Below are 23,723 nucleotides of genomic sequence, written 5' to 3'. Positions count from 1 at the left end.
GACCGCATGGAGATCAGCCCCGCTCATGACCACGGACCAGATCCTGATCCTGACGATCCTTGCGCTCGCAATGGGGCTCTTCCTGTCCGCGCGCCTGCGCCATGACGTGGTGGCGCTCGCCGCGCTCATCGCCTGTGTCGTCGCCGGGCTGATACCGGCTGAGAGTGCCTTTTCCGGCTTCGGCCATCCGGCGGTGATCACGGTTGCCTGCGTGCTGGTGTTGAGCCGGGGCCTCCAGCTTTCCGGGGCCGTCGACGTGCTCGCCCGCACGGTGCTGCCGCGAGAGGCGGGCCGCACCGCCACGCTTGCCGCGTTGATGGCGCTGGGGGCGGCGCTCTCGGGCGTCATGAACAACGTCGGCGCGATGGCGCTGCTGATGCCGGTCTGCCTCCAGCTTGCGCCCCGGCTGGATCTTTCTCCCGGTCAGGTTCTGATGCCGCTTGCCTTCGCGACCATCCTCGGTGGCATGACGACGCTCGTCGGCACGCCGCCGAACCTGATTGTCTCCGGCTTTCGCGCCCAGACCGGTGCGGGCGGCTTTTCCATGTTCGACTTTACTCCGGTCGGGCTCAGCGTCGCGCTCGCCGGTGTTGCCTTCGTCGCTCTTATCGGCTGGCGTCTGGTGCCGGTGAAGAAGGCCGCCGCCGGCGAGAGCTTCGAGATCGGCGGCTATCTCACCGAGGCACGTGTTCCCGAGGGCAGCAAGGCCGTCGGCATGACGTTGCGGGCGCTGGAGGACGAAATCGAGCGGGCCGATGGCCAAATCGTCGGCCTCGTGCGCAACGAGGTGCGGGTCGGGGTTCCCCACGGCGGACGCCGGGTGCGCGCCGGCGATATTCTGGTTCTCGAGGCCGATGTCGAGGGCATCGCCGATGCGCTCTCCAAGCTGGGTCTGAAGCTCGAGGAGCAGAAGAAGCCCGAACGCGAGGACCCCGCGGAGACGGAGAAGGCCGCACCCGAAGGCCCCACGCCGGAAAAGCCGAAGGAGAAGGTCAAGGCAGTGGTAAAGGCCTCGGCCAAAACCTCCGCCAAGGCGGTTTCCGGCGAGAAGTCGGGCAAGTCGGATGATGCTGGCGAGGACGGTGAGGAGACGACCCGTTCGAGCGAAAGCGACGACATGGTGCTGCGCGAGCTCGTGGTGCGGCCGGAATCCCAGGTCGTCGGCCGTTCGGCGCGCGACATGGCGTTGCGCTCGCGCTACGGCGTCAACCTGCTCGGCGTGTCGCGTAGCGGGCGTCGCTCGACGGCCAGGTTGCGCACCATGCGGCTCGAGCCCGGCGATCTGCTGCTGATGCAGGGCCCGGCGGAGGCGCTCTCCGAATTCGCCGCCGACGCCGGCTGCGTGCCGTTGGCCGAGCGAGAATTGCGCATTCCCGATGCGCGGCGCGCCTGGACCGCCGCGATCATCATGGGCGTCTCCATTCTCATCGCCGCGCTGGGTCTGCTGCCGGCCGCCGTGTCCTTCGCCGCCGGGGTGCTGGCCTCGATGGTCCTGCGCACCGTGCCGCTGCGCCAGGTCTACACCTCGATAGACTGGCCGGTGATCGTGCTGCTCGCCGCGCTCATTCCCGTTGCCGGGGCCATGGAGGAAACCGGCACCGCGCGTCTCGTCGCCGACGTTCTGGTCTCCACCGTGGCGCGCGGCAATGCCATCGTCGCCCTGACGGTGGTGCTGGTCGTGACCATGTTCCTGTCCGACGTGATGAACAACGCCGCCACCGCCGCCGTCATGTGCCCGATCGCCATCGGCATTTCCGGTTCGCTCGGGGTTGCCCCCGACGGCTTCCTGATGGCCGTCGCCATCGGCGCCTCCTGTGCCTTCCTGACGCCCATCGGCCACCAGAACAACACGCTGATTCTCGGTCCCGGCGGCTTTTCCTTCGGCGACTACTGGCGTCTCGGCCTGCCGCTCGAGGCGCTCGTCGTCCTTGTCAGCATTCCGGTTCTGCTCTTCGTCTGGCAGCTTTAGCCTACGGCGGGCGAGGGGTCAGAAGGGCAGGGGAGCGTTGTCCTTCACCTCCTTGATGACGAAGAAGGTCCGGGTCTGGCGCACGCCCGGCAGGGCGATCAGCGTCTGCCCGTGCAGGCGGTTGAAGTCGCTCATGTCACGCACCCGGATTTTCATCAGGTAGTCGAAGTCGCCGGCGACGAGATTGCAGTCGAGCACGAACGGCAGGCCCGATACCGCCTGCTCGAAGGCGGCGAAGCTCTCCGGCGTCGACCGATCGAGCACGACGCCAACCATCACCACCGCGCCCAGTCCCACCGCCTGCGGGGCGACCTGGGCGCGCACGCCGGCGATATAGCCCTCTTCGAAGAGCCGCTGCGTGCGCCGATGGCATGTTGGCGCACTGACATTGACCTTCTTCGCCAGATCCGCGTTGGAAAGCCTGCCATCCTCCTGCAACGCGCGCAGGATGTTGCGGTCAATGCGGTCGAGTTCGCTCGTGAAATTTTCTTTCATATTTTTCCGTGAGAGTTTCTAATTTCTGTCATGAAGTTGGATAGTGAAGGAAATTGACAAAAACGGAAGAGCAAGTTCGAAAGCCTCTTTCACGCGCTTTCTGTTAGCGTTTTTCCAGTGCCAACCGGAGAACGCCTGCATGCTTGAAGAGTTCGAACGCTATCCGCTGACCTTCGGCCCGACGCCGATCGAGCATCTGCCGCGCCTCAGCGCGGCGCTTGGCGACAAGGTGCAGATCTATGCCAAGCGCGAGGACTGCAACTCGGGTCTCGCCATGGGCGGCAACAAGCTGCGCAAGCTGGAGTACATCGTCCCCGACGCGATCGCGTCGGGCGCCGACACGCTCGTCTCCATCGGCGGTGTCCAGTCCAACCACACCCGCATGGTCGCGGCGACCGCCGCCAAGATCGGCATGAAATGCGTGGTGGTGCAGGAGAAGTGGGTGCCCCATTACGATGCGGTCTACGACCGGGTCGGCAACATCCTGATGACCCGACTGATGGGCGCCGACAGCCGCCTCGTCGAGGACGGCTTCGACATCGGCATCCGCCAGAGCTGGGAAGACGCCATGCAGTCGGTGCGCGATGCCGGTGGCGTTCCCTACGGCATTCCCGCCGGCGCCTCGGTGCACAAATACGGCGCACTCGGTTATGTCGGCTTCGCCGAGGAGGTGGCGAAGCAGGAGGAGGAGCTCGGCTTCACCTTTGACTACATCGTCGTCTGCGTGGTCACCGGTTCCACTCAGGGCGGCATGATCGTCGGCTTCGCCGCGCAGGACCGCGCCGACCGGGTGATCGGCATCGACGCCTCCGCGACCCCGGAGCAGACCCGCGCCCAGGTGCGCGAGATCGTCGACAACACCGCGTCCCTCGTGAAGCTCGGCCGGGACGTGCGCGAGGACGAGATCGTCATCCTCAACGATTATGCCTATCCGGCCTACGGCGTTCCCTCCCAGGAGACCAATGATGCGATCCGTCTCGCCGCCCGCACCGAGGCGATGATCACGGACCCGGTCTACGAGGGCAAGTCGATGCAGGGCATGATCGATCTCATCGGCAAGGACTACTTCCCCGAGGGCTCGAAGGTGCTTTACGCCCATCTTGGCGGCGCCCCGGCGCTCAACGGCTACAGCTACTACTACAAGGACGGCTGATCCTCCCCGCCTGCGGCGGCGGCCCCGGCCGCCGCCGTCTTTCTTGCGGATGCGCCGCGCGCGGTTTCCCCATGTCCGCCTTGCCTGATAAGGAAAGGCCCGGCGCATCCGCGCCTGCAAGGGGAAGTCACGGTGGTCGACGGCAAGCATTTCAAGAGCGCGCTCACGCTTCGGCATCTGCGCATCATCGCCGCGCTGTCGGAACTGGGTCTTGTCGCGCGCGTCGCCGAGATGCTCGGCGTCACCCAGCCCGCCGTCTCCAAGCAGATCGCCGAACTGGAGAACCTCGTCGGTGTTCCCATCGTCGCGCGCGACCGCAACCGGCTGCATCTGACCGCCGTCGGCCGTCGGCTCGCCGAACATGCCCGGCAGGTTCTCAACCAGGTGGACCGGGCCGCCTTCGACGTGACCGCCATGGCGAGCGGCGTCTCCGGCGCCGTCTCCATCGGTGCGGTCAGCTCCGTGTCGCCGACGCTGCTGCCGGCGGCGATCACCCTGTTCAAGCGTAGCGCCCCGGCGACGAGCGTTTCCGTCACCGAGGGGCATTTCATCTCGCTTTTCCCCCAGCTCGAGGCCGGCACGATCGATCTTCTGATCGCGCGCATCTGGCATCCGCAGGAGCTGCCGGGGATCGAGCAGATGGTGCTGTTTCGCGAACCCGTCGTCGTCGTTGCCGGCGTCGACCATCCGCTGGCGCGCAACCCCGCGCCGCAATGGGCCGACCTTGCCGACAACCTGTGGATCCTGCCGCAGGCGGAGTCCGTGGCGCGCCGGGCGCTCGACGCCTTCTTCGCCGGCAATGGTCTTGGCACGCCGGAAAACACAATCGCTTCCGTCTCGCTGACGCTGAATCTGGAGATCCTGAGACGGATGCCGGCGCTTGGCGTGTTTCCGCAAGGCCTGGCGCAGCGCCACGCGCTTCGCGGTGATCTCGTCGTGCTGCCGCTCGACATCGACGGCCTCCTGTCGGAGGCGCGCTGCTTCTGGCGCCGCGACCAGTTCGAGACCAACGGCACCGCCGAGCTGTTCCTGAATTGCCTTCGCCAGACGACAAGTCAGCTCTGACAATTCCTTTTGGTTATGGTCTCTTGCGGATTACTCATTATTTCTCCCAGGCCCTCCTGTGTAGCCATTAGCAAAATAAAAGATTTTGGAGGGAGGCCCGGCATGACCGGTTCAACGTTCCGTGCCAGCGGTTCCACAGAATGAACGCCGGATCGCTCGTCGAGCTGTCGGCAATCGATCTCGTCAAGGGTTTCGCGTCCGGCGCTTTCACGCCGAGCGATCTCGTCGAGGCCTGCCTGGCGCGCATCGCCGATGTCGGCCCTGCGGTCAATGCGCTGACCGTTGTTGACGCGCAACGCGGCCGCGCCGAGGCTGCCGCCGCGACGAAGCGCTGGCGCGAGGGCAGGCCGCTTGGGCCGCTCGACGGCCTGCCGATCGGCGTCAAGGACCTCCAGGACGCCGAGGGTCTGCTCACCACCCACGGCAGCCCGCGGTTTCGCTCCAATGTGGCGCAGGCTGACCTGCTGATGGTGGCGCGGCTGCGCGCGGCCGGCGCGATCGTGCTGGCCAAGACCAATGTTCCCGAGTTTGGTGCCGGCGGAAACTCGCGCAATCCAGTCTGGGGCGCGACGGGCAATCCCTTCGATCCGCGGCGTCTGGCTGGCGGTTCCTCCGGTGGATCGGCGGCGGCGCTCGCCGTCGACCTGCTGCCGCTATGCACGGGATCCGACACGGGCGGCTCGCTCAGGCTCCCTGCGGCACTTTGCGGCGTCGTCGGCTATCGTCCCTCGGCCGATGTGGTGGCTCATCCGGCGCGCCCGCTCGGCTGGTCGACCATCTCGGTGCTCGGCCCGATGGCCCGCGACATGGGTGATCTGGTGATGATGCTCAACGTCATCCAGGGCCACGATCCGGACGATCCGCTCTCGGCCCCCTCCGCCCCGGATCGCTTCGCGCGGATCTCCCCGGCCGCGCTGTCGGGCCTGCGTGTCGGCTACAGCGAGGATTTCGGCGGGGCGGCGGTCGACCAGGGCATCCGCGAGGTGTTTCGCCGCCGCGTCGCCGCCATCGCTCCGCATGTGGCCGAGTGCCGGCCGCTCGACATGAACCTCGGCGACATGGACCGGGCGTTCGACATCCTGCGCGCGGAGAGCTTCCTCGCCGCCTTCGACAAGGCCTTTGCCGAGGCGCCGGGGACCTTCGGTCCCCACATCGCCGCCAACGTCGAGCTCGGGCGGGGCATGAGCCTTGCCGACCGGGCCTGGGCGCATCTGGAGCAGACACGCATCCTGCGCGCCTTCAATGCGCGGATGCGCGAGGTCGACATCGTGCTGATGCCGACCGTTCCGGTCTCGCCGTTCCCCTGGAGCGAGCACTATCCGGCGCAGATCGACGGCCGGACGATGGACATCTACTACCGCTGGCTGTCGCTCACCTATCGCGGGTCCCTGTCCGGCGGTCCGGCGCTGACCCTGCCGGCCGGTCTCGACGGCGAGGGCATGCCCTTCGGCCTGCAGGTGCTCGGCCGGGTACGCGGCGACGAGGATCTTCTGGCCGCCGGGTTTGCCCTCGAGGCGCTGTTGGCGCGCGACCCGGAGACGGCGCGTCCGCGCCCGGATCTTGATCGCCTGCGCACTGCGCGCGCCGACCTCACCTCCATTGTCACCCATCCGGCCGACGGAACGGGCACGTGCCCGGCCGCCGCCGCCGCAACAGCCGTCTGATCGGACCGCCATGTGGGTCGTCGCCCTCGTCTTCGCCGCGCTTCTCGTCAGCGGCACCGCCTTCGCCTACCTGATGGGAGCGGTGTCGGTCGTCTCTTTCATCGCGGCCGACAAGGCCCAGTACCTGTCGATCCTGCCGCAGCGCATCTTCGCGCAGCTCGATGTCTTCGCCTTCATGGCGATGCCGCTCTTCATCCTGACGGCCGAGATCATGAGCCGCGCCGGGGTGACGCGCAGTCTCATCGATTTCGCGCTGTCGCTGGTCGGCCGGTTTCGCGGCGGTCTCGGCCACGTCAACATCCTGACCAGCGTCTTCTTCGCCGGCATTTCCGGCTCGGCCGTGGCCGATGCGGCCGCATTGTCGCGCACCTTCGTGCCGGCGATGGCGGAGCGCGGCTACGACAAGGTCTATGCCGGCGCGATCACCGCCGCCTCCTCGATGATCGGGCCCATCATTCCGCCCTCGATCATCATGATCATCTACGGCGGCCTGACCGGCGCGTCCGTCGCCGCGCTTTTCGTCGCCGGCGTCATTCCGGGCCTGCTGCTCGCCGCCTCGCTGATGGCGCTCAACGCGATCATCGCCCACTGGCGGGGCCATCCGGGCGGCGAGGGAGCGGACATTCCCGCCTTCTGGCCGAGCCTGCTGCGCGCCGCGCCCGCGCTCTGCCTGCCTGTCGTGATCCTCGGTTCGCTGGTCTTCGGCTTTGCCACGCCGACGGAAGGCTCGGCCATCGCCGTGCTCTGTGCGCTCGTGGCCGGGCGCTTCTACGACGGGTTGAGCTGGCGCATGCTGATCGATGCGGTCGAGGCGACGGCCAAGCTCACCGGTACCATCTTCATCATCCTGGCGGCGATTTCCGTGCTCGGCTATCTCGCCGGGCAGATGGGCTGGTCGCAGGCGCTGGCAAGCTGGGTCGAGAGCTTTGGCCTCTCCGGCGCGCGCTATCTGTTCTTCCTGCTCGCGGTCTTCCTTGTGGCCGGGATGTTCATGGACACGCCCGTCGCCCTGTCGCTGCTGGTGCCGCTTTTCGCGCCGCAGGCGCTGGCCCAGGGCATCGACCCGGTTCATCTCGGCATCGTGCTGAGCTTCAATCTCTGCATCGGCCTGATCACGCCCCCGCTTGGCAAGTGCCTGGTCGTGGTGTCGGCGCTGACCGGCGTCAACTACTGGCGGCTTGCCCTGGCGACGCTGCCTTTCGTGGCGGTGCAGGTGCTGCTGCTCGCCGCCCTTGCCTACTGGCCGGAGCTCAGCCTTGCCCTGCCGCGCTTCTTTGGCTTCGCCGTGAACTGAACGTCAACTGGGAGGAATGACCATGAAACTCAAGGCAGTCGCACTCGCCGCCCTGCTGCTCGCCGCCGGCCCCGCCTCGGCGGAGGTGAAGATCGCGCTCGACACCAAGCCGGATCTGGAGACGTCGGGCTCCTACAACTGGGCCCATGCCTTCGGCGAGGCGCTCACCGCCGCCGGCATGGAGGTGCGCGAGATGCCGCGCGGCTCCATCGGCGACGAGGCGGAAAAGCTCGACCAGCTTTCCATCGGCCTGCTCGAGGTGTCGCTGTCCGATGTTCGCTCAGTCGGGCAGATCGATCCCTTCATCTACGGTGTCCGCCTTCCCTACATCTTCGACGACGTCGCCCACATGTACCGGGCGCTGGCGGCCGGCAAGGTGATCGAGACGGTCAACGAGGCGATTGCCGCCCAGGACGTGAAGCTGCTGGCGCTGGTGCCGCTCGGCCCGTCGTCCGGCATCATCACCACGAGCCAGGCGGTGCGCGCGCCGGCCGACATGCAGGGCCTGCGCATGCGTGCCCTCGATGACGCGCAGATCGCGCTCTACCAGTCCTGGGGCGCCGCCGGCGTCATCGTGCCCTGGTCGGACGTTCCGGCAGGTCTACAGACCGGCATTGTCGACGGCTACCTGAACTCGGCCTTCGTGCCGATCATGTTCGGCCAGACCGACATCGTGAAGAACTTCGCCGATGCGGGGGTCATCATTCCCCTGCGCGCCGTCATGGTGTCGAAGGGCTGGTACGACGGTCTTTCGGATGCGGATCGCGTGGCCGTCGACAAGGCGGTGGAGACCGCCAATGCCGCGACCCGTGCCTGGCTCGATCGCGTCGCGGTGACCTCGCTCGAGGCCCTGGAAAACGCCGGTGTCACCGTTCAGCGGCTGAGTGGCGAGGAGCGGACCGCTTTCCGTGACCTGTCGAAAAAGGTCTACACCTCCGGGCTGATGCCGGAGGATGCTGTCAAGCGCTGGACCGACCTGACCGACAGCACCCGCTGAGCCGACAAACACCACGGTGGCGGGCCGCACCCCGGCCCGCCGCGAAGCACCCGCTGAGCCGATAAACACCACGGCGGCGGGCCGCACCCCGGCCCGCCGCGAAGCACCCGCTGAGCCGACAAACACCATGGCGGCGGGCCGCACCCCGGCCCGTCGCGACCTGCAACGAAAGAGCCGGGACCCACCAACATGCGACGCCTCGTCATCGGATTGAGCGATGCCATTCACGCGCTGGCGCGGCGTGCCGCCATCCTCGCGCTCGTCATCATGTTCGCCACGGTGATGGTCCAGGTGGTGGCGCGCTACATCTTCTCCGCGCCGCCGGTCTGGACCGAGGATGTCGCCCGCTACATGATGGTGTGGACCGGCCTGCTCGGCGCGACGCTTTCCTTCAAGACCCGCGCCGACGCGGTGCTTTTGAACAGCGTCTTTCCCGCCCGCCCGCGGTTGCTCGGATATCTTGCCGAAGCGCTGCAGAGCGCCGCCGTCGTCGTCTTCGTCGGCCCGGTTCTGTACTTCTGCTTCATCGGTCTGCGCGGCGGTTTCGCCAAGGGCTATCTCGCCCGCCAGGCGGGGCTGACGGCCGATACGCTCGGCATCCCGATGGTCTGGATCGCCGCCGCCGTGCCGCTGTCGATGGCGATCATCCTGATCCATCTCGCCGCCCGCTGGGCCGCGATGGGCGAGGAGCCGGCGGCGCGCTGAAGCGGCCCGCCGGCGCCGTTCGTCACGCCGCCCGCAGCGCCTCCTCGGTGCGCGCGGTGACCTTTTTCGCCGCATCCTCGCGCACCGGGCCATAGCCGCGGATCTCCATGGGGGCGGCGGCGATGTCGCGCGCCGTGTCCGCGCCGAGCCGTTCGTAGTCGGCGGCAATGTCGCGCAGAACGCGCTCGTACCAGCCAAGAAGCTCCCGGTCGAGCTTGCGGTCGGCAGTGTAGCCGAACGGATCGAAGGGCGTGCCGCGCAGGCCCTTGAAGCGGGCCATCGTCTTCAGCACCGGCGTCATCCACGACCCGAAGCTGCGCTTTCCCGGTCGGCCGCGCGTATCGCGCGACGACGGCAGGAAGGGCGGAGCGAAGTGGTAGTTCACCTTGAAATCGCCCTCGAACGTCTCCTTCAGCGTCTCGGCGAAACCCGTTTGCGTGTGCAGTCGGGCGACCTCGTATTCGTCCTTGTAGGCCATCAGCTTGAACAGGGCGCGTGCCGCGGCGGCGATGATCCCCTCGGGTGCTTCCGCCGGCAGCGCCTTGCGAAATTCGGCAAGCCGCGTCCGGTAGCGCTCGGCATAGGAGCGGTTCTGGTAGAGGGCGAGGAAGGCGGCGCGGCGGTCGATGATCTCTTCCGTGGTCTCGGCGAAACGCTCGGGGGCGCCAAGCAGCGGTTCGATCCTGTCCGGGGTCGCGGCCATCAGTCGACCCAGGTCGAAGGCACGCACGTTCAGCGCCGCCGCCGTGCCGTTGAGCTCGATGGCCTTCATCAGCGCGGCGCAGCCGACCGGCACCATGCCGCGCTGCCAGGCCGCGCCGAGCAGGATGATATTGGCGAAGATGGCGTCGCCCATCACCTTTTCCGACAGCGTGTTGGCATCGAGCGACCAGAGGTTTTCCGCCCCGACCGTCCGCGCGACGAGCGCCTCGCGCGCCGCGAGGTTGAGGTTTGCGTCGCGGTTGAGCACAAGATCGCCGGTCGGGATGTCGGCAAGGTTCATGACCATGCGCGAGCCGTGGCGAAACAGCACCGAGGCCTTGGGCGAGGAGGCGACGACCGCGTCGCAGGCGATGACCGCATCGGCCGAGCCGTTGCCGATCCTGACCTGGTTGATCGCTCCGGGCGTTTCCGCCAGACGCACATAGCCGAGCACCGTTCCGAACTTCTGGGCGAAACCGGTGAAGTCGAGGACGCTGGCGCCCTTGCCTTCCAGGTGGGCGGCCATGGTGATCAGCGCGCCGACGGTGACGACGCCGGTGCCGCCGACGCCGGCGACCAGAAGGTCGAAGGGCTCGTTGAGATCCGGCAGGGCCGGCGAGGGCAGCGTGGCGGCCAGGGCCGCCAGATCGAGATCGAGCGGACCGCGCTTTTTCCGCGTCGCCCCTTCCACCGTGACGAAGCTCGGGCAGAAGCCGTTGAGGCAGGAGAAGTCCTTGTTGCAGTTCGACAGGTTGATCTTGCGCTTGCGGCCGAACTCGGTCTCCACCGGCTCGACGCTGAGGCAGTTGCTTTCGACCGAACAGTCGCCGCAGCCCTCGCAGACGAGGTCGTTGATGACGGCGAACCGGGCTGGATCCTCCATCTTGCCGCGCTTGCGCCGGCGGCGTTTCTCGGTGGCGCAGGTCTGCTCGTAGATGAGGACGCTGACGCCCTTCACATCGCGCAGTTCGCGCTGCACCGCGTCCATTTCGGCCCGGTCGTGGAAGGTGGTGCCGAAGGGCAGATCGGCCCCGGAGAACTTGCCGATGTCGTCGGAGACGAGGGCGATGCGCTCCACCCCTTCGGCGCGACAGGTCTGGGCGATGCCGGAGACGCTCACCGGTCCGTCCACCGGTTGGCCGCCGGTCATGGCGACGGCGTCATTGTATAGGATCTTGTAGGTGATGTTGGTCTTCGCCGCGACCGCCTGGCGGATCGCCAGACTGCCGGAGTGATACCATGTGCCCTCGCCGAGATTCTGGAACACATGCCGGTTGCCGGTGAAGCGCGATGCCGCCACCCAGGGCACGCCCTCGCCGCCCATCTGGGCGTAGCCGGCGGTGTCGCGGTTCATCCAGCTCGCCATGACGTGGCAGCCGATGCCGGAGTTGGCGTGACTTCCCTCGGGCACCTTGGTCGAGGTGTTGTGCGGGCAGCCCGAGCAGAAATAGGGGGTGCGGGTCGCGCCCGGCACGGAAAGCACCGGCGCGGGTGTCGCCGTCAGGGTCCGGGCGCGCTCCTGCAGCTTTTCCTGGGGGAAGAACCGGTCGAGACGTTCGGCAACGACGGGGACCAGCTCCAGCGGGCTGAGCTCGCCGGTCCACGGCAGCAGCGGATCGCCGGCGGCGCGGTGCTTGCCGACCATCTTCTCCGGCTTGTCACCGGGCCAGTCGTAGAAATATTCCTTGAACTGGCTCTCGATGATGCCGCGCTTTTCCTCGACGACGAGCACTTCCTTCTTGCCGCGCACGAAGGCGAGCGCGTCGCGGCGCGCCAGTGGCCAGACCATGCCGACCTTGTAGATGTCGATGCCGAGCCTGCGGCAGGCGGCTTCGTCGAGCCCCAGCAGGCGCAGCGCCTCCATCAGGTCAAGATGGCCCTTGCCGGTGGTGACGATGCCGAAGCGCGCATCCTCGATGTCGTAGATGCGCCGGTCGATCGGGTTCGCCTCGACGAAGGCCTCCACCGCGTCGAGCTTGGCGCCGATGCGGGTCTCGATTTCCGCGCTCGGCAGGTCCGAGAGGCGTACGTGCAGCCCGCCGGGAGGCGGGGTGAAGGGGGGGATGACGAAGTCGCGGTCGTCGGGAAGGGTGAGGGACTGGCCCGATTCCACCGTCTCGGAGATTGCCTTGAAGCCGACCCAGGTGCCGGAAAAGCGCGACAGCGCCAGCCCGTATTCGCCGAAGGAGAGAAATTCCTCCACCGAGGCCGGGTTGAGCGTCGGCATGAACCAGGACATGAAGGCCACGTCCGACTGGTGCGGCATGGAAGAGGAGACGCAGCCGTGGTCGTCGCCGGCGACGACGAGCACGCCGCCCTTCGGCGCGGAGCCGTAGGCGTTGCCGTGCTTCAGCGCATCGCCGGAGCGGTCGACGCCGGGGCCCTTGCCGTACCACATGGAAAACACGCCCTCGACCTCGCAGCGCGGGTCGAGGCTGGCCTGCTGGGCGCCGAGAACCGCCGTCGCGCCAAGGTCTTCGTTGACCGCCGGCATGAAGTCGATGGCCGCCTGCTTCAGCGCGTCCTTGCAGCGCCACATCTCCAGGTCGACGCCGCCGAGCGGCGAGCCGCGATACCCCGAAACGAAGCCGGCGGTGTTGAGCCCGGCCTCCCGGTCGCGCCGCGCCTGGTCGAGGAGCACGCGCACCAGAGCCTGGGTTCCCGTCAGGAACACCCGACCCGACCGGCGCGTGTAGCGGTCGGCAAGGCGGTAGTCGTCAAGCTTTCGGTCGCTGTCGCTCACGGCAAGACCCTCCCGGAATGTGTGCATCTGGTGAGGATGTCGCAGGATAGGCGAAAAATCAGACCAAATGTCTGGATCATTCCGCGATTTCGTGACAATTCATGTCGGGAAAATCATATATCTTGAAAGATATTGTCATGGAAGAAATCGCCAGAACCGACCGGCGTATCCTCGAGCTTCTGCGCCGCGACAGCCGCATTTCCAACGCCGATCTCGCCCGCGAGGTGGGGCTGTCGCCGTCCTCCTGCTGGCGGCGGGTGCGCGCGCTGGAAGAGGCCGGCGTCATTCGCGGCTACGGCATCTCGGTCGACGAGGAAAAGCTCGGATTGACCTTCAAGGCGGTTGTGCATGTGCATCTGACGCGCCACGATCCCGAGCAGCTTGCCGGTTTTATCCGCGCCGTCCAGACCAAGGACGAGGTGCGCGAGTGCTACGCGACCACGGGGCAGGCCGACTATCACCTGGTTGTTCAGTGCCGCGATCTTGCCGCCTACAATCGCTTTCTCGAGGAATTCCTGTTCCGCCTGCCGGCGGTGGCGAGCGCCCAGACCAACCTCGTGCTCAGGAACATCAAGACCCGCGAGATCCCCTGACGGGGGGAGCCGTCGGGTGCCCTGGGACGGCCTTCGCCGGGGGACTTGCTCGCCGCCGGCCGTTTCGCCGGCTACAGTCGGCGCAAGCGGCGTAGGGCGCGCGGGCGCTGCATTGATGTGCAATCGCGCGACAGAATTTCGAAAATCTGTACGAAAGATTGGGAAAATTGGTCATGACGTCACCGCTTACCGGCATCCTGCCCGTCGCCCCGACACCCTTCCACGACGACGGCCGCGTCGATGAGGAGGGCATGCGCCGCGTCATCGACTGCATGATCGACCAGGGCGTCGACGCGATCTGCATCCTGGCCAACTACTCCGAGCAGTTCCTGCTGAGCGACGAGGAGCGGGCGCGGCTGATGAAGCTCGGTCTGGAACACACCGCCGGCCGGGTACCGGTGATCGTCACCATCAGCCATTTCAGCACCGACATCGTCGTCGGCCGGGCGCGCGATGCCGAGGCCATGGGCGCGGCCATGGTGATGATGATGCCGCCCTACCACGGCTCCGGCCTCTTTCCGGCGGCGCAGGGCATCTTCGAGCACTTTCGTGCCGCGAGCGAGGCGATTTCGATCCCGATCATGGTGCAGGACGCGCCGCTGTCCGGCGTGACGCTTCCGGTCGAGCTGCTGGCCCGGCTTGCCCGCGAGCTGGAAAACGTCAGCTACTTCAAGATCGAATGCCCGTTTGCCGCCGACAAGCTGGCGGCGCTGATCGAGGCGGCGGGCGACCACATTCTCGGACCCTTCGACGGTGAGGAGGCCGTGACACTGCTGGCCGATCTCGACGCTGGCGCGACCGGTTCGATGACTTCGGCCATGTTCCCCGACAGGATCCGGCCGATCGTGACCAACTACCTTGCCGGCGACACCGGGGCCGCGCTCGAACAGTGGACGCGCTGCCTGCCGCTCATCAACCACGAGAACCGGCAATGCGGCCTGCGGGCGACCAAAACCGTCTTTCGCGAGGGCGGGGTGATCCGCAGCGACGCCGTGCGCCATCCGCTCAAGCCCTTGTCGGACCGCACGAAATCACGCCTGCTCGAGCTTGCCCGCGACCTTGACGTGCTTGCCCTGACCTGGGGGCGGTGAAATTGGGCCCGATGAAGTTGGGTCAGGTGATCGGGTGACGAGACCGCCACAACGAACGAACCCCTAGGCTCTGATCCGGAAACCGTCCGCCGCGCCGCGCCGTTCAGGTGGCCGGAGCCTCCCGCGTGTCGTCCGCGCGCGCCTGGGGGGCAAGGAACAGGCGCAGCCGCGGCACGACGAAATCGAGGAAGGTGCGCACCCGCTGCGGCATCCGTGCGCCGCCGAGATAGACGGCGTTGATCTCCTCCTCGTCGCGCTCGACCGCCCCGGCGAGAACCTCCACCAGCCGTCCCGCCTCAAGGTCTTCGCGCGCGTGATAGTCGCCGAGCCGGGCGAGGCCGACTCCGGCGAGCGCCATGCGCCGCACGGTCTCGCCATTGTTGGCAAGCAGCGCGCCGGAGACGGTGCGGTCAACGATGCGGCCGCTTTCCGTCAGCGGCCAGACAGGGTCGGCGCGGCGAAAGTTGAAGCCGAGGCAGTTGTGCCGGGAAAGATCCTCCGCCCGTTGCGGCGTTCCGTGGCGCTGGAGATAGGAAGGCGCGGCGACGATCTTGCGATGGGCCACGCCGATGTGCCGCGCGTTCATGCGCGAATCCGGCAGCCTGCCGGTCCGGAAGGCGACGTCCGTCCGGTCGAGGTAGAGATCGACGATCTCGTCCGACAGCGACAGGTCGATGACGATGTTGGGGCAGTCTCGCCAGAACGCCGGCAACAACGGCTCGAGGCCGAGCGTGCCGAGCGCGACGGAGGCATTGATCCTGACCGTGCCGCCCGCCGCCCTGGCGCCCTGCGACAGCTCGCGCTCGATCTCCTCGATCTCGCCGAGCACCGCCTGGCTGCGCTCATAGTAGGTCTCCCCCTCGGCGGTCAGCAGGAGCCGGCGCGTCGAGCGCTCGAGCAGGCGCACGCCCATGCGCGCCTCGATGCGGGCGACGAGCTTGCTCACCGTCGAGGGCGCCATCCGCATCAGCCGCGCCGCCTCGGAGAAACTGCCGGTCTCGACGACGCGCAGAAAGACCTGCATTTCGCCTGCACGATTGTCCATCATGGGGCCCTTTGGTGAATTTGTTTCACAGATAATGTGCCTGGCGAGCGGATTATCAAGCCGTTTCCGCACGACTATCTTCCGGGCAACGAAACGAGCCGGCCCGGCTCAGCCCCGCCCGCACCGTCGGGCGCGAGAGCGGGAGCCACCGGCTGCGCGGCGTCTGACGACAGGCGCTGCGGGGATCTGGAGAAATCATCATGCAAACGGTCAACGCCCCTGGCGCGGCCATGCCGGCGCCGCACGCGCGCTGGGCCCTTCTTGCGCTTGCCATCGGTGCCTTCGGTATCGGCACCACGGAATTCTCGCCGATGGGCCTGCTGCCCGTCATCGCCGAGGGCGTGGATGTCTCGATCCCGACGGCCGGCCTGCTTGTCAGCGCCTATGCGGTCGGCGTTCTTGTCGGTGCGCCGGTGATGACGCTCGCCTTCAGCCGTTTCGGCAAGCGCACCGCTCTGATGCTGCTGATGGGCATTTTCACGCTTGGCAATGTCATGTCGGCGCTGTCGCCGGACTATCTGACCCTGCTGGCCTCCCGCCTTGTCACCAGCCTCAACCACGGGGCTTTCTTCGGGCTCGGCTCGATTGTCGCCGCCAGCATGGTGACGCGGGAAAAGCGCGCCGGCGCGGTGGCTGCGATGTTCATGGGCCTGACCATCGCCAACATCGGCGGCGTGCCGGCGGCCACCTGGATCGGCCAGCAGGTCGGCTGGCGGATGGCCTTCGCCGGAACGGCCGTCCTCGGCCTCGTGGCAATCGCGGCGCTGGCGCTGGCGCTGCCGCGCGATGCCGCCGGCGGGAAGCCGGAAATCCGCCGCGAGTTGAGCGTGCTCATGCGCCCCGACGTCCTGCTGGCCATGGCCACCACGGTGATGGGGGCGGGGGCGATGTTCTCGCTCTACACCTATGTCACGGCCTCGCTCGAGGTCCTGAGCGGCGCATCCGCGAGCTTCGTCACCCTGGCGCTGGTGCTGATCGGGGTCGGCTTCACCATCGGCAACTGGCTCGGCGGGCGGCTGTCGGTCTGGTCGCTCGACGGGGCGGCTGCGGTCTTCCTCCTGGCGCTTGCCGGGATCATGGTGGTGCTGCCGCTGCTCTTTGCCAGCCAGGTGGCCATCGCCCTTGGCCTGCTCGCCTGGGGCATCGCCGCCTTCGCCATCGTGCCTCCGGTCCAGACGCGGGTGATGCATGCCGCCGAGGATGCCCCGGCGCTGGCCTCATCGATCAACGTCGGCGCCTTCAACCTCGGCAATGCGCTGGGCGCGGCGGTCGGGGCGGCCGTCATCCGGATGGGGTTCGGCTACGAGGCCATTCCCCTCGCCGGGGCGCTGCTGGCCGCCTCGGGTCTTGGGCTGCTCCTGCTCGGCAGGCTCCGCGCCCGCGCCGTCGTCGCCTGCGACGCATGAGCCGGCCGCTTCGAACCGCAGCATGACCCGATCAGGCCCGGCGCCCTGCGCGCGCCGGGCCTGATCGGTCAGTCCGGCAGGGCGACGGGGCCGAGACGGGGATAGAGGTCGCCCGGGCCGGGGTTCCCGGCGGGCGTCTCTCCCCCGAAGTGATGCATGATGCCCCAGACCGCGTTGAGCGCCGTCTGCACGGCCCCTTCCACCCAGGCCGGGGTCCAGCTCACCCCGTCGCCGGCCATGAAGATGCCGCGCTGCTCGACCGGCAGAGCCTCCTGCATGAAATGCCCGTACATGCGGTGGTTGTAGCGGTAGTGCCCGGGCAGCGCGCCCTTGAATGCCCCGAGGAAATTCTCGTCCGCCTCCCAGCTCACGCAGATCGGATTGCCGCGAATGTGGCTGGCGATGTCGACGCCCGGGTAGATCTGGCGAAGGGCGGAAAGCGCCAGTTCGACACGCTTCTCCGCCGGCAGCGGCAACACCTTCAGCGCGTCGGTCATCCAGGCGTAGGACAGGCAGATGACAGCAGGTTTGTCGGGCCCGTTGTCGAAGAGATAGGTGCCGCGCGTGAGCCGGTCGGTCAGTGTCATCGACAGCAGCGGCCGGCCGGTGGCCGGGTCAAGGTCCTTCCAGAACGGCCGGTCGACCATGACGAATGTCTTGGCCGCCTGCATGTAGCGTGTGCGGTCGAGCGCCATCCAGAGCTTCTGGTCGAACAGGGCTTCCTCGACCTCGATGGCGGTGGTCATGAGGTGGCTCTGGCAGGTGACGAGCACCGCGTCGTAGCTGTCGCTTCGCCCCCACTGATCGGTGACGGCCAGTGCGCCGGGCCGGCCGGAGGCGTCCGTCTCGCGGCGGATGCGCACCGCCCGCCCGCGCGTCGCCCCGCCGTTCAGCGCCGACAGGCTGGTGCCCTGAGGCCAGTGGGCGCAATCCGCCGGAAGGCGCCACAGTCGCTGCGGCATCTGCTCGACGCCGCCGACCACATAGCGCTGATTGTCGTCGAGTTCGGTCAGGTTGACGCGCAGGATCTCCAGCATGGAATTGGGGAAGTCGGAATCCCAGCCGCCGGTGCCGAAACCGACCTGGCCGAAGACCTCCCGATGGTGGAAGGAGAGGGCGCGGAAGGCCGAGGAAGAGGCGATGAAATCGTAGAAGGTGCGCTCGTCCCAGTCGCGCACCAGCGGGTCCCAGATCGCCTTGATGCGCGCCGGGTCGCGCGCCCGGATCGCGTCCTGAAGCCCGGAAAAGCGGGCGATCTCCTCGAGCGCCGCGTGATAGGCGGTCGACACCTGCTGGTAGAGCTCCGGCAGGTCCCCGGCGCTGCGGGCGAACAGCGTCCGTCCCTCCAGGTCGATCACCGTCGAGCCGGCGGCGGGTGTCAGCGGATTGGGAAACGGCTCGCTGCGGCATCCGAGAAGGTCGAGATAGTGATAGAAGCCGCGCGAGGACACCGGAAAGCGCATGCCGCCGAGCTCCGCGATCACGTCCTGCGTGCCCTCGAAGGTTTCCGAGCGAAGCCGGCCACCGAAACGGCCCGATTCGTAGAGGATCGGCCTGAGCCCGAGCCGCATCAGCTCGTATCCGGCGACAAGGCCGGCCGCGCCCGCGCCGATGATCGCCACTTCCGCCCCGTGCCGCGCCGCGGGGATGGTGCCAAGTCCGTCGGGGTGCCCGAGCCAGTCGTCATAGGCAAAGGGAAAGTCGGGGCCGAACGCGGTGACCGGATGCATGGGGGCTCCTTGGACGGGCAGGTGGGAGTGGTGGGTGTGGGCCGGCGGCCGATGGCTCCATCCTATGAAATATGTCATTGTCGGGCCAACCGTTTCCGGAAGGCCGAAGCATGAAACTGGCGTTGTATCAGGGACCCTCCGCCGATGGCGACGTGGACGGGGCTTTCGCCCGGCTCGAGCACTGGCTGCGGGTTTCGGCGCTGGCGGGCGCACGCATGCTGGTCATGCCCGAGCTGTTCCTGCCGGGGTACAACCGCCCGGACCTGCACCGCGCGCTGGCGCAGCCGCTCGACGGCGACTGGATGGCACGCGTTGCCAACCTTGCCCGCTTGGCGGGCTGCGGCGTGACGCTCGGCTGGGCCGAGCGCGCGGGTGCGCGCATCTACAATTCCGCCTCCGCGTTCGACGCCGGCGGGAAGATGCTGGCGCATTATCGCAAGATCCAGCTTTACGGGGCGATGGAGACGGCAGGTTTCGCCGCCGGCGACAGGGCGCCGGCGGTCTTTCCGCTCGAGGGGCGGCGCGCCGGGTTGCTCATCTGCTACGACATCGAGTTCCCGCATCACGCGGCCGCGCTGGCGGGAGCAGGGGCCGACCTGCTGCTGGTGCCGACGGCCAATCCGCGTGGCTATGAGCATGTGCAGCAGGTGCTGGTGCCAGCACGCGCGCATGAAAACCGCGCGTGCGTCGCCTATGCCAATTACTGCGGATCGGAGGCCGGGCTTGTCTATGGCGGTGGTTCGGTGATCGTCGGCCCCGATGCCCGCGTCGTGGCCTCCGCCGGGGTGACGGAGGCGCTGCTGATCGCCGAGCTGCCGGGGGCGGAGGATCTTGCGGTGGAGGGCCTGTCGAACCAGGCGGCGGATCGGCGCGAACCCGTTCGGGAGTAGGGTCGGCGCAAGCGGTCCGGGCTCGGGCCGCGCGGGCGCTGGGATGCGCCCGCGCGGCGCGGATCAGGTGCTGATGATGACCTTGAGCGCCTTGGTCTCGGCGGCATTGGCGAAGGTCTTGTAGGCTGCCTCGCCCTCCGCGAGCTTGAAGCGGTGCGTGATCAGCAGCGTCGGGTCGATCTTGTTCGCCGCGACGGTCTTGAACAGCATCGGAATGGTCGCGGTATCGACCAGACGCGTGGTGATCGCGATGTTGCGGTCCCACAGGGCCTCCAGATGCAGGCTGGCGGGCTTGCCATGAACGCCGACGTTCGCGATGACGCCGCCGGCCGCGACCAGCCGCTCGCAAAGCTCGAATGTCGCCGGTATGCCGACGGCCTCGATGACCGTGTCGACACCGGCGCCGTCGGTCAGCGCCATCACCGCTTCGACCGCCTTGCCGTTGGAGCTGTTCACCGTCTCGGTGGCGCCAAAGCGCCTGGCGATCTCGAGCCGGCTGTCGTCGAGGTCGATCATGATGATCGATCCGGGCGAGTAGAACTGCGCCGTCAGCAACGCCGCCAGACCTATCGGACCCGAGCCGACGATCGCGACGGACCCGCCCGGCTGGACCTTGCCGTTAAGGACGCCGCATTCGAACCCGGTGGGCAGGATGTCGCTCAGCATCACCAGCGCCTCTTCGTTGGCGCCTTCGGGGATGTGGTAGAGGCTCATCTCGGCGTGAGGCGTGCGGACATATTCGGCCTGGGTGCCGTCGATGGAGTTGCCCAGGATCCAGCCGCCGGTGGTGCAGTGCGAGTACATCTGCTTGCGGCAGAACCCGCAGGTGCCGCAGGCGCTGACGCAGGAGATCAGCACATGGTCGCCAGGCTTGAACGAGGTGACCGCTGCCCCGACGCTGTCGATCACGCCGACACCCTCGTGGCCGAGAATGCGACCGGGCGTCGCCGTCGGCACATCGCCTTTCAAGATGTGCAGGTCGGTGCCGCAGATCGTCGTATGGGTGACCCGCACGATGGCGTCTCCCGGATCCTTGATGACCGGCCTGGGGCAGTCCTGCAGCTTGATCTGTCCGGGCGCGGCATAGACCATCGCCTGCATCCTGGCGGCGCCTTCGCGCTCGCCCGCCGATGCGGCTCCCGCGGAACGGGCGGCGGCCGGCTTCGATTTGAGGGTCGAGTTCATGACGGTTCTCCATGTGACAGTCGTGGAAAGGGCAGCGCCGGTCCACGAAAGATCGGCAGTTGCGAGAGGGCGCTCGCACTGCAGGCCGGAGTCTCGCCCGCCATGATGCGGCGCGCATTGATCTATATTGGTGGTGGTGGAATTGTCCGATACGCTGGCTTCAGACAGTCAGGACCGCGGCGCCTTCGAAGCGGCCGGCGCGAAGATCGGCCACGGCCTCGTTGCCTTGCGAAGCTGACAGGTCAGCGTCGGCGCGAGGGGCAGTTTCGTCCAGCCCGCCGTTGCTCGACAAGCGCCTTGAGCCGCCTGGCGGCAGCGCGACCAGCGCGCCATGCGGGACGGACCAACCTGCATCAGTATGGAGCGGGGGCGAGGGTGCCATGATCGCGGCGGTTCACCGGGTTTCGGTGGGCATGTGCCTGGCAAAGGAAAATACCATGGACAAGGATCGGGTGATCGGCTCCGCGAAGGTTGTGAAGGGCAAGTTCAAGACCGCCGTCGGAAAGGCGACTGGCGACGCGAAGCTCGAAACGGAGGGCAAGGCCGACAAGATCGAGGGCAAGATCCAGAATGCCGTCGGCAGCATCAAGGACGCCGTGCGCGACGCGTAGCAACCGCGGAGCGATCCGCAAACGACGAGACGGGCCGCGCGGCTTGAGCGCCGGCCCGCACCCTCACGATGCCGCTGTATGTCCGATCTCAGCTGAGGACGCAGCGGCTTCCTGCAACAGGAGAATGCGTCATGTCACTCGGCACAATTCTGGTCATTGTTCTTATCATCTTCCTTCTTGGCGGGTTCAGCGGGCGCTTCGGCGGCTATGGCTACGGCTTCGGGCATTCCGGCGTCGGCGTGCTTGGCGCCGTGCTGATCGTCGTCGTCGTGCTGATGCTGCTTGGCCGGCTGTGACGGCAACCTGAACTCCCCGTCCCACCCGAAAACAGGCCGTGCCCCTGAAGAAGCGCGGCCTGTCCTTCCGCGCCATGCGCCTGGATCGATCCGCCCGGGAGCGGGAACGAACCTGCGCCAGAACTGGTGATAGAGCGCGGCGGCCACATGCAGCGCATGCCGTTTCTTTTCCGGGCGAAATGCCTCGGCTACGCTGCGGCGGATGTCGGACGGGGCGGCCGGGCGGAGGGCGCGGCCTTCGTGTCGCCGGCTGTTCGCCCCGGCTCGATCCGCAGCGCCCTGAGCGCATTCAGGATCACCGCCACATCGATCATTTCCTGCAGCAGCGCGCCCTGCACGGGCGTCAGGTACCCGAAAGCCGCGGCGATCATGCCGAGGATCGACAGGCCGATCCCGGCCACGACGCTCTCGACAGCGATCCGGCGCGAGCGTTGCGCGATTTCGATCCCCGGCAACAGGCGGTCGAGGTGATCGACCAGCAGCACGACATCCGCCGCCTCCGCCGAGGCGGCCGCTCCGCGCGCGCCCATGGCGACCCCGATGTCGGCGGCGGCAAGGGCCGGGGCATCGTTCACCCCGTCGCCCACCATCATCACCGCGCCGTCCTCGCGCTCCGTCAGGACCAGCAGCACCTTCTGGTCCGGAGTCAGATCGGCCCGGAGGGCGTCCAGGCCGAGCCCCTCGGTCACCGCTTCGGCTACGGCGCGGCGGTCGCCGGTTGCCAGAATGATGCGGCCGATCCCCAGCCGGCGCAGCCCTGACAGCAGCTCCGCCGTACCCGACCGCAGCGCATCGGCCATGACGAGATGGCCCGCGAGCTTCCCGTCGACGCCAAGCGAGACGACCACGGACCCGGCCTCGAGAAGCGCGCTTCCAGGATCGTCGGCGCCGACCTGCGCGGCGACGAAATCCGCCCCCCCGACGACGACCGTTCGGCCATCGACGGTGCCGGCAACGCCTTCGCCGGGCGTCTCGACCACGTTTTCGGGAACCGGCAATGCGGTCCCGCGCGCCTGCGCAGAGGTGACGATCGCTTGTGCGATCGGGTGTTTCGACGCCTGGTCGAGCGCGGCGGCGAAATACAGGATCTCGGCTTCCGACAGCGCGCCATATGTATCGATGGAGACGATCTGAGGTCTTCCATCGGTCAGCGTGCCGGTCTTGTCGAGGATCAGCGTCTTGATCCGTGCCAGCGCCTCCAGGGGCTTCGCGCCCTTGATCAGAACTCCGAAATGGGCAGCCCGCGAAAGCCCGGCGACAAGCGCCACCGGCACGGCAAGGATCAGCGGACAAGGGGTCGCCACGACCAGCACCGCGACCGCGCGGATCGGATCTCCGGTGAGCCACCAGGCCGCCGTCGCCAGCACGATCGTCACGGCCAGGAACATCAGGGAATAGCGGTCGGCCAGCCGGGCCATCGGCGCCTTGGAAGCCTGTGCCGCCTCGACCAGCCGGACGATGCCGGCATATGTGCTGTCCGCCGCCCGCCGCGTGACCCGAAGATCGAAGGCATCCCCGGCATTGGTCGAGCCGCTCATCACCTCCTGCCCGCGCGCCAGCCGCACCGGCATGGACTCGCCCGTCAGGGCCGCCTGGTCCAGCATCGCGTGCGCGCTCTCGACCGTGCCGTCCACCGGTGCCACGTCACCCTGCCGGATCAGCAGCAGGTCGTCCGGCGCGATGTCATCGAGCGGGACCTCGTCGAGCGCGCCATTGCGGTGTCGCGTGGCCGTGCGGGGCACGCGCGACAACAGATCGCTCATCTCGCGCCGGGCGCGCCCTTCGGCGAAGCTCTCCAGAAAGGTTCCGCCCGAGTACATCAGCGCGACCACCGAGGCCGCCAGCGTCTCGCCGAACAGCAGCGCCGCCGACATCGACAGCGCCGCCACGATGTCGAGTCCGACCTCGCCCTGCGCGAGACTTCGAACAATCTCGATGATGAGGGCCGCAAGTATCGGGATGACACCTGTCGCCCAGGCCATGGCGGCAAGGTCCGGTTGTCCGGCCAGCCACAATCCGAGACCCGACAGCAGGCCGAGCAGTGCGATGGCCAGCAAGGCGACTTTCAGGCGATCTTGAAACATAGGGG

At 67.6% G+C, this 23,723-nt stretch carries 19 protein-coding genes; 13 read left to right on the top strand and 6 right to left on the bottom strand.

The annotated features are described in order from the left end of the window. Nucleotides 1-25 precede the first annotated feature (25 nt). Entirely contained in the window at nt 26-1,969 is a 1,944-nt protein-coding gene (locus tag ACSLUQ_RS13015) for an SLC13 family permease (RefSeq protein WP_461808761.1), read from the top strand. Between the two features lie 18 nt (nt 1,970-1,987). Here ACSLUQ_RS13015 and ACSLUQ_RS13010 read toward each other — a convergent pair whose 3' ends face one another. Beyond that, nucleotides 1,988-2,464, bottom strand: coding sequence for an Lrp/AsnC family transcriptional regulator (locus ACSLUQ_RS13010; protein ID WP_461808760.1), 477 nt, complete (start codon nt 2,462-2,464; stop codon nt 1,988-1,990). A 139-nt stretch (nt 2,465-2,603) separates the two neighbouring features. Here ACSLUQ_RS13010 and ACSLUQ_RS13005 point away from each other — a divergent pair, with 139 nt between their 5' ends. From ACSLUQ_RS13005 to ACSLUQ_RS12980, 6 genes are all read left to right on the top strand, one after another. Further along, entirely contained in the window at nt 2,604-3,617 is a 1,014-nt protein-coding gene (locus tag ACSLUQ_RS13005; RefSeq protein ID WP_417772104.1) for a 1-aminocyclopropane-1-carboxylate deaminase, read from the top strand. A gap of 132 nt (nt 3,618-3,749) precedes the next feature. Further along, nucleotides 3,750-4,682, top strand: a complete 933-nt coding sequence (locus ACSLUQ_RS13000; RefSeq protein WP_417772105.1) for a LysR family transcriptional regulator — start codon at nt 3,750-3,752, stop codon at nt 4,680-4,682. A gap of 140 nt (nt 4,683-4,822) precedes the next feature. Continuing rightward, nucleotides 4,823-6,346, top strand: coding sequence for an amidase (locus tag ACSLUQ_RS12995; protein ID WP_461808759.1), 1,524 nt, complete (start codon nt 4,823-4,825; stop codon nt 6,344-6,346). A 10-nt stretch (nt 6,347-6,356) separates the two neighbouring features. Next, on the top strand, nt 6,357-7,640 hold the full coding sequence (locus tag ACSLUQ_RS12990) for a TRAP transporter large permease (protein ID WP_417772107.1): 1,284 nt from the start codon (nt 6,357-6,359) through the stop codon (nt 7,638-7,640). A 22-nt stretch (nt 7,641-7,662) separates the two neighbouring features. Next, on the top strand, nt 7,663-8,637 hold the full coding sequence (locus ACSLUQ_RS12985) for a TRAP transporter substrate-binding protein (protein ID WP_461808758.1): 975 nt from the start codon (nt 7,663-7,665) through the stop codon (nt 8,635-8,637). Between the two features lie 189 nt (nt 8,638-8,826). Beyond that, nucleotides 8,827-9,342: a TRAP transporter small permease gene (locus tag ACSLUQ_RS12980; RefSeq protein WP_417772109.1), complete on the top strand. Its 516-nt coding sequence runs from the start codon at nt 8,827-8,829 to the stop codon at nt 9,340-9,342. Between the two features lie 22 nt (nt 9,343-9,364). Here ACSLUQ_RS12980 and ACSLUQ_RS12975 read toward each other — a convergent pair whose 3' ends face one another. Further along, on the bottom strand, nt 9,365-12,787 hold the full coding sequence (locus ACSLUQ_RS12975) for an indolepyruvate ferredoxin oxidoreductase family protein (protein WP_461808757.1): 3,423 nt from the start codon (nt 12,785-12,787) through the stop codon (nt 9,365-9,367). Between the two features lie 137 nt (nt 12,788-12,924). Between ACSLUQ_RS12975 and ACSLUQ_RS12970 the strand changes: the two genes are divergently transcribed. Beyond that, nucleotides 12,925-13,380 (top strand): Lrp/AsnC family transcriptional regulator, encoded by a 456-nt coding sequence (locus tag ACSLUQ_RS12970; protein ID WP_461808994.1) that lies wholly within the window; start codon nt 12,925-12,927, stop codon nt 13,378-13,380. 173 nt (nt 13,381-13,553) lie between these two features. Further along, entirely contained in the window at nt 13,554-14,471 is a 918-nt protein-coding gene (locus ACSLUQ_RS12965) for a dihydrodipicolinate synthase family protein (RefSeq protein ID WP_417772111.1), read from the top strand. A 103-nt stretch (nt 14,472-14,574) separates the two neighbouring features. On the opposite strand, the gene ACSLUQ_RS12960 is transcribed toward ACSLUQ_RS12965, so the two are convergent. Beyond that, on the bottom strand, nt 14,575-15,516 hold the full coding sequence (locus ACSLUQ_RS12960; RefSeq protein WP_461808993.1) for a LysR family transcriptional regulator: 942 nt from the start codon (nt 15,514-15,516) through the stop codon (nt 14,575-14,577). 200 nt (nt 15,517-15,716) lie between these two features. On the opposite strand from ACSLUQ_RS12960, the gene ACSLUQ_RS12955 reads away from it, so the two are divergent. Further along, nucleotides 15,717-16,922, top strand: a complete 1,206-nt coding sequence (locus ACSLUQ_RS12955) for an MFS transporter (protein WP_461808756.1) — start codon at nt 15,717-15,719, stop codon at nt 16,920-16,922. A gap of 68 nt (nt 16,923-16,990) precedes the next feature. Here the strand turns inward: ACSLUQ_RS12955 and ACSLUQ_RS12950 are convergent, their stop codons facing one another. Next, entirely contained in the window at nt 16,991-18,652 is a 1,662-nt protein-coding gene (locus ACSLUQ_RS12950) for a flavin monoamine oxidase family protein (protein WP_417772113.1), read from the bottom strand. Nucleotides 18,653-18,762: 110 nt separating this feature from the next. On the opposite strand from ACSLUQ_RS12950, the gene ACSLUQ_RS12945 reads away from it, so the two are divergent. After that, the gene (locus tag ACSLUQ_RS12945) at nt 18,763-19,542 is read left to right on the top strand and encodes a carbon-nitrogen hydrolase family protein (RefSeq protein ID WP_461808755.1); all 780 of its coding nucleotides are present in this window, start codon (nt 18,763-18,765) and stop codon (nt 19,540-19,542) included. Nucleotides 19,543-19,605: 63 nt separating this feature from the next. Here the strand turns inward: ACSLUQ_RS12945 and ACSLUQ_RS12940 are convergent, their stop codons facing one another. After that, nucleotides 19,606-20,643, bottom strand: coding sequence for a zinc-dependent alcohol dehydrogenase family protein (locus ACSLUQ_RS12940; protein WP_461808992.1), 1,038 nt, complete (start codon nt 20,641-20,643; stop codon nt 19,606-19,608). Between the two features lie 521 nt (nt 20,644-21,164). On the opposite strand from ACSLUQ_RS12940, the gene ACSLUQ_RS12935 reads away from it, so the two are divergent. Then, nucleotides 21,165-21,338 (top strand): CsbD family protein, encoded by a 174-nt coding sequence (locus ACSLUQ_RS12935; RefSeq protein WP_461808754.1) that lies wholly within the window; start codon nt 21,165-21,167, stop codon nt 21,336-21,338. 131 nt (nt 21,339-21,469) lie between these two features. Next, nucleotides 21,470-21,634 (top strand): DUF3309 family protein, encoded by a 165-nt coding sequence (locus ACSLUQ_RS12930; RefSeq protein ID WP_417772116.1) that lies wholly within the window; start codon nt 21,470-21,472, stop codon nt 21,632-21,634. A 188-nt stretch (nt 21,635-21,822) separates the two neighbouring features. Here ACSLUQ_RS12930 and ACSLUQ_RS12925 read toward each other — a convergent pair whose 3' ends face one another. Continuing rightward, nucleotides 21,823-23,718: a heavy metal translocating P-type ATPase gene (locus tag ACSLUQ_RS12925; RefSeq protein ID WP_461808753.1), complete on the bottom strand. Its 1,896-nt coding sequence runs from the start codon at nt 23,716-23,718 to the stop codon at nt 21,823-21,825. Between the last annotated feature and the right edge of the window lie 5 nt (nt 23,719-23,723).

It is taken from the genome of Stappia sp. ICDLI1TA098 (genome assembly GCF_054880955.1).
Note: the sequence above shows the minus strand (reverse complement) of the source record. Positions and strands in the feature narration are given on the sequence as shown.